The 10,914-nt window shown below is 63.4% G+C and carries 12 protein-coding genes and 2 riboswitches; of the genes, 6 read left to right on the top strand and 6 right to left on the bottom strand.

Annotated features, from left to right (window positions below):
* Positions 1-878 (bottom strand): phosphomethylpyrimidine synthase ThiC (locus tag V6M52_RS14960; protein WP_332701591.1); only part of this gene is annotated, 878 nt, incomplete at its 3' end.
* 53 nt (positions 879-931) lie between these two features.
* Positions 932-1,046: riboswitch (TPP riboswitch) on the bottom strand.
* Positions 1,047-1,114: 68 nt separating this feature from the next.
* A riboswitch (cobalamin riboswitch) is annotated at positions 1,115-1,293 on the top strand.
* 43 nt (positions 1,294-1,336) lie between these two features.
* Between V6M52_RS14960 and bluB the strand changes: the two genes are divergently transcribed.
* Positions 1,337-2,068 (top strand): 5,6-dimethylbenzimidazole synthase, encoded by a 732-nt coding sequence (bluB, locus tag V6M52_RS14965; RefSeq protein WP_332701592.1) that lies wholly within the window; start codon positions 1,337-1,339, stop codon positions 2,066-2,068.
* 214 nt (positions 2,069-2,282) lie between these two features.
* Here bluB and V6M52_RS14970 read toward each other — a convergent pair whose 3' ends face one another.
* Together V6M52_RS14970 and V6M52_RS14975 are read right to left on the bottom strand one after the other, a co-directional pair.
* The gene (locus V6M52_RS14970) at positions 2,283-2,720 is read right to left on the bottom strand and encodes a CBS domain-containing protein (protein ID WP_332692924.1); all 438 of its coding nucleotides are present in this window, start codon (positions 2,718-2,720) and stop codon (positions 2,283-2,285) included.
* Between the two features lie 308 nt (positions 2,721-3,028).
* Entirely contained in the window at positions 3,029-3,448 is a 420-nt protein-coding gene (locus V6M52_RS14975; protein WP_332701600.1) for a CBS domain-containing protein, read from the bottom strand.
* Positions 3,449-3,742: 294 nt separating this feature from the next.
* On the opposite strand from V6M52_RS14975, the gene V6M52_RS14980 reads away from it, so the two are divergent.
* The 5 genes from V6M52_RS14980 to V6M52_RS15000 all read left to right on the top strand — a co-directional run bounded on the left by V6M52_RS14980 (position 3,743) and on the right by V6M52_RS15000 (position 8,821).
* On the top strand, positions 3,743-5,824 hold the full coding sequence (locus V6M52_RS14980; protein WP_332701593.1) for an FAD-dependent oxidoreductase: 2,082 nt from the start codon (positions 3,743-3,745) through the stop codon (positions 5,822-5,824).
* Between the two features lie 62 nt (positions 5,825-5,886).
* Positions 5,887-6,921, top strand: coding sequence for a carboxypeptidase-like regulatory domain-containing protein (locus V6M52_RS14985; protein ID WP_332701594.1), 1,035 nt, complete (start codon positions 5,887-5,889; stop codon positions 6,919-6,921).
* 35 nt (positions 6,922-6,956) lie between these two features.
* Positions 6,957-7,715: a c-type cytochrome gene (locus tag V6M52_RS14990; protein WP_332701595.1), complete on the top strand. Its 759-nt coding sequence runs from the start codon at positions 6,957-6,959 to the stop codon at positions 7,713-7,715.
* Positions 7,712-8,176, top strand: coding sequence for a hypothetical protein (locus V6M52_RS14995; RefSeq protein ID WP_332701596.1), 465 nt, complete (start codon positions 7,712-7,714; stop codon positions 8,174-8,176). The genes V6M52_RS14990 and V6M52_RS14995 overlap by 4 nt, the downstream gene beginning before the upstream one ends.
* Positions 8,177-8,236: 60 nt before the next feature.
* Positions 8,237-8,821 (top strand): CHRD domain-containing protein, encoded by a 585-nt coding sequence (locus V6M52_RS15000; RefSeq protein ID WP_332701597.1) that lies wholly within the window; start codon positions 8,237-8,239, stop codon positions 8,819-8,821.
* Positions 8,822-8,904: 83 nt separating this feature from the next.
* Here the strand turns inward: V6M52_RS15000 and V6M52_RS15005 are convergent, their stop codons facing one another.
* The 3 genes from V6M52_RS15005 to V6M52_RS15015 form a co-directional block, all read right to left on the bottom strand.
* Positions 8,905-10,320 (bottom strand): multicopper oxidase family protein, encoded by a 1,416-nt coding sequence (locus V6M52_RS15005; RefSeq protein ID WP_332701598.1) that lies wholly within the window; start codon positions 10,318-10,320, stop codon positions 8,905-8,907.
* 112 nt (positions 10,321-10,432) lie between these two features.
* Positions 10,433-10,708 (bottom strand): hypothetical protein, encoded by a 276-nt coding sequence (locus V6M52_RS15010; RefSeq protein WP_332689214.1) that lies wholly within the window; start codon positions 10,706-10,708, stop codon positions 10,433-10,435.
* A partial coding sequence (locus V6M52_RS15015) for a hypothetical protein (RefSeq protein WP_332701599.1) occupies positions 10,705-10,914 on the bottom strand: 210 nt, incomplete at its 5' end. The genes V6M52_RS15010 and V6M52_RS15015, both read right to left, overlap by 4 nt.

Below are 10,914 nucleotides of genomic sequence, written 5' to 3' on the forward strand. Positions count from 1 at the left end.
TCGAGCTTGGAGGGATCGCCATTGACCTTTTCGAGCGCCTGGTAGATCGGCACCGTGCCGATGGGAACGGGCGAATTGCGGATGATCCATTCGCGGGTGGCGTGGATATTGCGGCCGGTCGACAGATCCATGACCGTATCGGCGCCCCAGCGGATCGCCCAGACCAGTTTTTCGACCTCTTCTTCGACCGAGGAAGACACGGCCGAATTGCCGATATTGGCGTTGATCTTGACCAGGAAATTGCGCCCGATCGCCATCGGCTCGATTTCGGGGTGATTGATATTGGCCGGGATGATCGCCCGACCGCGGGCGATCTCGTCGCGCACAAATTCTGGGGTGATGAAGGGCGGAATGGCCGCGCCGAAACTGTTCCCATCGGCCAGGCGCGCCTCGGCGCCGTCCAGCATTTGCTGGCGCCCGAGGTTCTCCCGCTCGGCAACGAAGATCATCTCCTTGGTGATGATGCCGGCGCGCGCATAGTCGAGTTGGGTGATCGGTCGCCCCCCCTTGCCGCGTAGCGGCTGATTGACGAGGGGGAAATGTGCAACGGCCCGTTGGGGCGAGACATGGCCATCGTCTTCCGGCTTGATGGCGCGGCCCTGATAGGGTGCGGCGTCGCCGCGCTCGGCGATCCAGCTTTCGCGCAGGCGTGGCAGGCCGCGCTCGAGGTCAATGGCAATAGCGGGATCGGTATAGGGGCCGGAGGTGTCGTAGACCCGGAACGCGGGGGCGGTCGGATCGTCGATGGCGATCTCGCGAAATGGCACCCGCATATCGGCAGCGAGTGCGCTGCTCGCATAGACTTTGCGGGACGCAGAAAGCGGGGTGGTAGACACGCCGCTGGCGCCAAGCGCCTTGGCGTCGAATGGTTTGTTCACGATGGGTCTCCATGTTTTCTCGTGAAAACGGAAACCCGGGACGCAGCTCTGGTGGCGGATAACGATCCCGTCCCTTCGCCGGCATTACCCGGATCAGGTTCAAAGGGTTCGGCTTCTCAGCCATCTCAGACCAGACCCTTGCGAATCTGGACACCCCTCGGACGCGCCGACAACACGCCATCGCCTCATCAATGTCAAGCGGCCGTCGGTGGCCTTGCCATGCGGCCCCTCGAGGCGCTACACGACCCAGATCTGGTGCCTGCTGCGGCGGGAGAATCGGGAACGCGGTTGTAATCCGCGACGCGCCCAGCGCTGTGCGGGGGACCTTGCGAGCATATGCCACTGGCTTCGGCCGGGAAGGCGCCCGCCGGGGTTGATCCCAAGTCAGAAGACCGGCCAGGTGACCGTTGAAGCTGGTTGGACCCCAGCTCCTGTGTTTTTTGAACAGGGGCAATGCCATGCCGGACGCAATTGAATCGCCTGAATTTCGGCCACGCCTTACGACGGGCGAGCCGTTCTCCGACGCCGAGCGCGAGGCCGTTTATCGCGCCATCTATAGCCGGCGGGATGTGCGCGGCCAGTTCCGACCCGATGCCGTTGCCGATGACGTGCTGCTGCGAATTCTGGACGCGGCACATCACGCGCCCTCTGTCGGATTCATGCAGCCATGGAATTTCCTGGTGGTACGCGACGCCGAAAAGAAAAGCCGGGTGGCCGAGATATTTGCCCGTGCCAATAGCGAAGCCGCTGCGATGTTTCCCAAGGATCGTCAGGACGCTTATCGGGCACTCAAGCTCGAGGGCATCACCAGCGCGCCGGTCAATATCTGCGTGACCTGCGATCGCTCACGCGGCGGTTCGGTCGTGCTGGGCGCCACCCATATGCCCGACATGGATCTGTTCAGCACGGTTTGCGCCGTCCAGAACCTCTGGCTGGCGGCCAGAGCCGAGGGTCTGGGGGTTGGCTGGGTCAGCATTCTGAAGGAAGCCGAGGTCAAGGCGGTCCTGGGGATTCCGGATCCGGTCCGAATGGTCGCTTATCTATGCGTTGGCAAGGTCGAAAGCTTCTTTGCGACGCCCGAACTGGAACAAAGGGGGTGGCGGGCACGCACGTCGCTTTCCGACCTCGTATTTGAGGATCACTGGGGCGCCAAAGCCGCAATGACGCGGGCCTGGCCCCTGCAAGAATGAGACTTTCACGCCTGGTCGGCGGACCGACTCTTTGCGTCATTCAGGCTTGCGCCCTATATGAACCCGGTCGGCCTCGGGCCGACAGACGTTCTCAGGGCGGGGTGTAGTTCCTCACTGGCGGTAGGCGCTGATGCGGGCGTCGGTTGATATGCAGGCCGACGACTACGATGCAACGGATGGACGCCTTCCGCCGGCGACCTGACCGCTCTGGCGATCAGCGCGTTCCGCCACCCACATAGAGCACGAGCTGCTCGATGTTGAACTCGCGGTCGGCTATCGCGCTCTTGGTAAGGTCGCCAATGGAGATGATGCCGACCACCGTCCCGTCGCTGAGGACCGGGAGGTGTCGGATGCGCTTGGCGGCCATGAGAGCCATGCAGGTTTCGACGCTCTGATCGGGCTCGACATAGATGACGTCTCTCACCATCACCTCGCGCACCAAGGTTGTCGGAGATGTTCTGCCCATCAGAAACACCTTCCTGGCGTATTGTCGCTCCGTGAAGATCCCGACGACGCGGTCGCCCTCCGTGACCAGTACGGCACCTATATCCTTGTCGGACATCAGCCGAAGCGCATCGGCAACGCTGTCCACGGGGCTAACAGAAAAGACATCGTGCCCCTTGGCGTCGAGGATATGTCGGACGGTTGTCATGGGTCTTCCCCCATTCCGGCTTGGCCATTATGATCTCGCCTGAGCAACGGCCGCACTCAGCTCTCCAGGATCAAGAGCATGCGGCGCCTCCGAAAGCTTTGACCAATGTCAATTGGTCCAGCCAAAAGCGGCCCTAGGAGCCGCTGTTTCTCACCGCATACGAGAATCCCGGCTGACGCACACTCTGCCCGCAGATGCTCGAGGCGCAGCTCAGGGTTTCGGCATTCCTTCGCAGTTCAAACCGGCGGGGGACATCCTCGGGCACCGTGCCAGGATCGTGAGGTTCTTCCTCGGGCGGCCAACTGGCGTCAGGCATGGTGGGCAGAAACGGCCTGCATGACCTCTGCCGACATGTCACGCGGTGCACAGTCGGCGATATCGCCGAGCGCCAGCATGCCGACCAGACGCTTCTGCTCGTTGATCACGGGCAGCCGGCGAATGGCCTTGTCTTCCATGATGCGGACAGCGTCGCCGATCTCCTCGTCGGTACGGCAATAAATGATCGGACTGGTCATGACATCGCGCGCGGTCAGCGCCTGTGCATCTCGGCCATCGGCCAGACCCCGCAACGCTATGTCGCGGTCGGTCACCATGCCGATCAGCCGGTCGTTTTCGCCGATCGGGATGGCACCGATATCCTCGTCCCGCATTTTCCTGGCTAACTCATTGATGCTGGTGTGCGGCCCTACCCAAGTCACACCGGTATGCATTGCTTCTCTAACTTGCATTTCGCTCTCCCTTTGAAAGATCGAGCGGCTCGGCATCGCGTCAGCCGCCATTATGGCAACGAGCGGGAGTGCGCTTAGTTCCCCAGCGAACTGAGCCAAATTAGGCCTTTCGGCCTTCCAATTTCGGTCGGCCGTAAGCATCGTTTGGCAAAATGGCGTGGACTGGTCGGGGATCCGAGTTCGGTGCTGAATTACAGCTGTGGCAGAACGCAATTTTGTTATGTCATTGCTGAGCGCTACGCCCGGACGTACTATAACAACGCTTGGGGATGGTCGTAAGCTCGGGAGGAGCAGATGGCTAAGGAACCAAAGGCGCGACAGGAGTCTGATCCGGACCAAAAGGGCCTCAGCAGGCGGCAGTTCTTCACACAAGGCGCAGCGGCTGGCGTGCTCGGCGCGGCAGCATTGACCGGCGCGGGGGCCACATCGGCACACGAGCCCGACCAATCCATTGAATGGGACTATGAAGCGGACGTGGTCATCGCCGGCGGCGGATGCGCTGGCATTACCGCAGCCATTCGGGCGCGGGACCTCGGCGCGAGCGTACTGGTCGTTGACCAGAACTTCGACCTCGGCGGCAGGATGCTGCACAGCGGCTCGTTCCTGTCACTCGGTGGCGGCGACGCCATCCAGAAGCGGGATATGGCCGCCCAGGGCGACCCGGAGGGCTTCATCACCGTTCCTCCGGTTGAGGAGCCGGCCGAACTCGACGACAATGTCGACCTTTTGTTCAAGGACATGACCGACTGGTCGATTGTCGACACCAAGGGCCAAAGTCCCTTCAGGTACAACGAGCGTGAGCAGAATCGTGCCTGGGCGGAAAACTGCCCGCCGACCCGCGAATTCCTCATGCAGAACTATGTCCACTTCACCCGGGTGAGCGGCACGCATGGCGGCGGCGGCATGTCACGCGCCAGGGCGCCGTTCTGCTTCCTCATGCTTGGTGACGTGACGGACATCAGGGCGGGCACCATCACCGCCGAGGATGCGGGCGTTGCCGATCCGGAGCGCACCAGCCCCTTGGCGCCGGTAAAGATGTCGGAGGCCACTGAGGTGGTCGGCCCCAACGCAGTGCAGAACGGTGTCGCCCTCGCCAGGCCGCTGGAGTTCTCGGCCCGGGAGAAGGGGGTGCAGTTCATGCTGAGCCGCCACTTCGACGACCTGATCCGCGAGCAACCCTCGGCCGGCCGGATCCTGGGGATCAGTGCGCACTACTCGCCCAGGATCGACCCCAGGACCGGGGAGCGCCTGGAGAGCTACTGGCAGAACGGCAATATCGACGAGCGGCGCGAGATCGTGCATATCCGGGCTCGCAAGGCAGTAATCCTCGCCAGTGGCGGTATGGCCGGCAATCCAGAGATCCGGAGCATGTTCTACCCCGCCATGCGGGAGCCGGCCTTCGTGACCAGCGGATACGCGCTACAGGGACCGAATGGTCAGGACGGAAGTGCGCTGGTCGCCGCGCTCAAAGTCGGAGCGAACATGGCTGGGATGCAGCAGAACCTGTCATATCCCACCACGTTCCACATTCCGACGCGCCTCGGGACCCGGGATGCCTATACCGACATGTTCCCCGGCCACCCGACTTTCGTGTTCCGTGGCGCGACCGGCGTCAATGTCGGTAACACCGGCTTCGAGGAGTTCATCGCCGTCAACCAGGTGGGCAAGCGCTTCTTCAACGAAGTGCGCCTCCCCATCAGAGGCGGAGCGGCCCGCTATCCGGGCGGGCCGGAATCAGGCGTGCCAAACGCCGGGCTCGACCATATTCCACTCGATTGGCGCAACTGCCGGCACGAGTGGGTGAGGCAGATGTACGCCTATGACCACGGCATGGACGCCGCCCTCGCCATGAACGAGGGGTCACGACCCCCGCACTACTATTCGGGGCCGCTGTGGGCGATCTTCGATCAGGCCGCGGTCAATCGCACTGGGTGGGAGCTGCGCTTCCCCTACGTCAACGAGGACAACGGCTATTACTTCACCGCCGATACGATCGCGGACCTGGCCCGCAAGATTCACGCAGGTCACCCCTTCCAGCGGGTCCCGCTCACCTATCTGGAGCAGACGGTGACCACCTGGAACTCCTACGTGGAGGGCGGCGAGGATCCCGAGTTCGAACGGCACGTGGAAGCGCCCATGAACGCGATTGCGATGCCGCCCTTCTACGCGCTTTCGATCATGGTGATCTGGCACGACTCCTATGGCGGCCTGCGCGTCAATGGCCGGCACCAGGTCATCGATACCAAGGGCGTGCCCATTCCCGGCCTCTATGCCGGTGGCGAGGCCGTCGGCGGCATCAACAAGCACGGGTTGGGTAAGGGCCACGTCCACGGCTACATCGCCGGTACCAACGCCGCGGCCGAGGCCGCGGTCTGATTCCGATCTTCCGGTGGGGCGCTGGCCCCGCCGGAACGCCCCGGCCCAGGAGTTGAAGCAAGATGGCCGTACAAGATCAAGAACCGCAAACGGCGTGCATCATCTCCGTCGAAGTGACCCCCGGCGGGATAGCCGCACGCGCCGAGCCAGCGGAGCCGGACCCAGACGAGATAGTTAGCGCCGAGGAGAATGCCGCGGAGGATGCCCAGCCTGCCGAGGTCGATGCGGGCGCCGAAGTTACGCTGGTGGGCACCATTCAGTATTCCCCAGCACGAGACCTGCGCGATGTGGCGCTGCTGATCAAGGACGACGAAGGCTCGCTACTGGGCGAAGCCGAAATCGTTGAATTCAATGGCGAAATCAACACCACGGCCGAGCTGGCGGTCAAGGCGCCGCTCCTGCCTGGCGAGCATATCTGGCTGGCGGTGCTGCCGGCCCACACGGCCGATGGGGTCGACTACCAAGAGGTCTCGGCGCCGTTCCAGTTCATCGTCAGGTCGCACACGACCAGCATCGTGGTCTGGGATGTGCCCACCGCGATCGTCGCCGGTGAGGCGTTCCGCTTCAAGCTCGGCGTAAAATGCTCGTCGGCATGCGGGCCGGCCAATTGGAGCTTCGCGGTCAGCGACGAAGACGGTCAACCGGCGGCTGCGGGAACGCTGGGTGACGAACCCTGGCCGGGCACAGCCGCGCTTTATTATGCTGAAGTCGAAGCGCGCGCCCCCGAAGCGGAGGGAGTGCACGACTGGACCGTGACCGCTCCCGGGCCGGACCTCGAAATTCCGCATGAGCAGCAAACTGCCCGCATCGGCGTCAGATCGGTCCGGCAACCCGAGTACCTCATCTCCATCGAGGCGATAGACAAGGCGAGCCAGGCGCCGATCAAGGGAGCCAAGGTGGTTGTTCATCCCTATCGGGTCTTTACCGACGAACACGGTCGCGCCGAAGTACGTGTCCCCCAGGGCATGTACAGGATCTTCGTTTCCGGCCCCGGGCACGTCCCCTATCGCTCCGACGGCGAAGTGATGGCCGACACGTCGATCCGCGCTGAACTGACCTTGGACAGGGAGCCCACCGCAGCCGAACTCTGGGCCTGACACTCAGGAAGGGTCGAAAGAAGGGAAGGTCTATCATGCCGAAAACAGCAGCTTGCGTCGTTGGTGCACTGCTCGTCGCGGCCGCCTCGACCGTTACCCAGCCCGCGCTCGGGCAATCTGAACCGCAGGCACAAGGGCAACAGCTCTACGAGCAGAACTGTGCCGTGTGCCATATGCCGGACGGCACCGGTAACCCGCCGACATTCCCCGCTCTGGCAGGCGACGCAAATCTGCAGGACCTCGCCCTGATCGTCGAGAACATCAGCCGGGGGAAGAACAACATGCCCCCCTTCCCGAACCTGACGACCGAGCAGATTGCCGCGCTCGCCACCTACATCCGCAACAGTTGGGGCAATGCCTTCGGCGAAGTGACCACCGAGGACGTTGCTGCCTACATGGTTGGGCCCGAGGCCACAGTCGACCAGGCCTCGATCTGGGATGGAGTGTTTACCGCCGAGCAGGCAGCGAGGGGCGAAGAGGCCTATGACGCCTGCACCAAATGTCACGGCCGCAGGTTGAACGGAGCGGCCGATGACCCTGACATGAAATCGACCCCGCCCCTGGCGCGGGCGGCCTTCCTTCGCGATTGGGACGGACGGACACTGGCAACCCTGTTCGAGTTCAACAGGACGACGATGCCTCAGAACAACCCTGGCTCGCTCAGCGACCAGGAATATGTCGACCTCATCGCCTATATGCTGTCCGTCAGCGAGGCGCCGGCCGGCGACACCGAGCTTCCGCCGGACCCCGCCGCCCTCGGTCGCATCGTGATTGAGAATCGGGCCGGCCCATGACCCATGGCGCTGCACAACAGCCGGCCACATGTCGCATGGGCCGGAACCGGTCCAACCTCGCTGCGGGTATTGTTTTCACGCTTGGGCCACTTGTCGCGGGTACCGCGCTCGCCCAGGAAAAGGCGGGCGACCCCGTTCAAGCCACGACGCCCGCCGAGCAAGAGTGGACCGCTCCCGGCGCTGTGACCTGCACCGTTTCCGGCTATGACGTGATCCTCCACAACAACGGAACCGACCCGATCGCCTCCGGCGCTTCGGTGGATTGGTCAGTGCCGTTTGCCCGGAAGGACGGGAGTCACGTGTTCACGAAAGACTTGGAACCGGAAGGCCGCGTGTTTCTGACCGGCGCTCTGGGCAGCAACTTCCTGAGCTCCAAGGCGGAATGCGAGGCTTCGCCAGGCACGCAGGCCGCGGAGCCACCTACGGGCGACGACGTCACATCGCCGTCGCCCCCGACCTGAACGTCAGCGCGTAGCATGTGCCGTGGCTGACGCGCGCAACACTGCAAAGGAGAAGCTTCGATGCGTGCCACCCTGTCTTCCATCTACGCCGCAGCCACTGTTGCCCTGCTGCTGTCGACCGCGCCGGTACAAGCGGAGGTATTGAATTTCTCGGCCGATCTCACTGGCGCGGCCGAAGTGCCGCCCAACGATTCAGCGGGCACGGGGCAGGTGTCGTCAGACTACGACACAGAAACCAAGCTCTTTAAATGGAACATCAGCTACCAGGGTCTCACCGGCCCCGCCACCGCAGCGCACTTCCACGGGCCGGCCGGCCCGGACGAGGTTGCCGAGCCGGTCATCCCGGTCCCGCTAGAGGCAGCTACCATAGCCGAGCCCGTGACTCCGACCGAACCTCCCGCCGCCGAACCGGCAGAGCCGCCGGCTGCCGAATCTGCGCCCCCCGCAGAAGAAGCATCGCCGGCTGAGCCGGCCGTTCCCGCCGAGGCCCAGCCGGAAGAGCCGACGACCCAGCTCACCGGAGAGGCGACACTAACCGACGAGCAGGCTGCTGATCTGCGGGGTGGCAAGTGGTATTTCAACGTCCACACCGCGATGTATCCGGACGGCGAGCTACGCGCGCAACTGCCTCCGGAAGAAGACTGACCGCATGGTACGAGGGCGGGTGCTGGCATTTGCGGCACCCCGTCCCGTCAGATGCCTTCCCTTCGCGTTACTGCCCTCGGGCCTCAGGTTCGGTAGCCAAAGGTCGACATCATGCCGGCCGCCATGTGGTAAAGATGGTGGCAATGGAAGGCCCACTGCCCCGGGTTGTCGGCATCGATTGCGATGGTCACCGAACGCATCGGCGGGATCAGCACAGTGTCCCGCATCGCTCCTGCAAAGCGCTGCCCGTCGATGGCCACGACCTGGAAATGGTGGCCATGCAGGTGCATCGGGTGCGCCATCATGCTCATGTTTGCCATCTTGACCTCGACGCGGTCGCCCTGGTCGACGAGGATCGGCTCATTGAGGGTGAGACCCCACTTGTAGGCGGCCATGTCGCCATTGAGCACCATCTCGTAGGACTTGCCCGCCGCCCGCTGTGCCAGCGGCATTGCCGCCCGGAGCTGTGACTCCAGTTCAAGATCGAGCACCGGCCCGCCTTGTTCGCCCAATGCAGCGATCCTCGCCACCTCCGCGCCGCTTGGCTTGAGGATGATCCCCGTACGCTGCAGCGCACCTTCGCGCATTGCCAGAATCGGGAACGAGCGGCTCTCCGCGGGCAGCGTCAGCCGTACGTCAATCCGCTGTCCCATGGTCATCGGGAAACGGCTGCCTTTGACGGGCACAATGTCCTCGCCGTCCACCGCGATCAGATCTCCCTCCAGTTCACCGAAGTCGATGGTGAAGGCGGTGGCGGTCGCCCCATTGATGATCCGCACCCGCACTCGGCCGCCGCGCTCGACATCCACCACTTCCGGGTCATCCAGCGTCCGATCATTGGCGAGATAGGCGTCGTATTCGATGTCGTTGAGGTCCATCGCCATGGTGCCCGAAGACATGTCCATGCCGCCGTGTCCGCTGTGGTCCGCGCCTGCCATGGCATCGGTTGCCGGGCTACCTGTGAGGCCGGCCAGCAATTCGCCAGGCGTCTTGAATGAGAAGTCGTGCAACAGCACCACCACCTCCTGCTCGTCCCGCCCGTCGTCGTCCGGGTTGGCAACGATTAGTGGCGCCGCGAGGAGAGCCTGTTCCTGGAGCGTGTGGGCATGCATCCAGTGCGTACCGGCCTTACCAATGGGAAAGGCGTAGGTCCGCTTTTCGCCAGCGGCGATCAACGGGCTCGGGGCATCGGGCACCCCGTCGTTCGGCCAAGGCGGCGTCAGCCCGTGCCAGTGGATGATCGTGCTTTCGTCGGTTTCGTTACCCAGCAACACGTCAAAGAGATCCCCGGCTCGAAATCTGAAGCCCATCGAACCGTCGGCTTGCTGCAGTCCGAAGACGTCTGCCGACTTGCCATTCACCTCGATGCTGCGGCGGACGATGCTCAGCGACTTCGCGGCGGGCGACTGTGCCCCGAGCGTGGGCCGGATGAGGGCGGATGGCAAAGCCAGAGCCGCCGACCCTGCGAGCAATCCTGTGAGCAATTTGCGACGTTTCATTGTCAATTCCTTTGAATCAACGGGCTGTAGCCGATGTGAGTCTGATGCCGTTGCGCCGTCGATCTGCCGCGGCTGGGTATGGAGAACGCGCCGGCCCTGCGGCCGGCCCGTCTCAGAGCCCGCGCGCCGCAATCGCGTTGTGGACCGCGGCCACGATCGAGCCGATGACGATGCCGAAAGCGAGGCTGAAGAAGATGCCCTCGAGCCAGGCCTGCGGCGACGTCAAGGGTGCGAGCGTGAACAATCCCACCCAGGCATGCGTCGCCTGCAGGTTGGGAAACAGCACCCCCACGAGAGCGCACAAGACGAACAGTACGATCAGCGCCACGCTGGCCGCGATGGCCAGCCCCAGCATTGACAGTGTGCGTCTGTTGGCGATGTCGGTCATGGCATGTCTCCCTCACCAGGGACCTCGAGCGTGGGCATGTCCCTCTGCATTTGCTGCATTTGCTGCATCATCTGCATCATGTCCATTTGCATCGCCTGCATGGACCGCATCATCTCCATCATTTGCATCTGCGGTGAGCCGCCCGCTTCGGGCTGCATCATACCGCCCATTCCACTCTGCATCTGTTGCATGAGTTGCATGTGCAT

The organism is Devosia sp. (genome assembly GCF_036676215.1).
Lineage (GTDB): Bacteria > Pseudomonadota > Alphaproteobacteria > Rhizobiales > Devosiaceae > Devosia.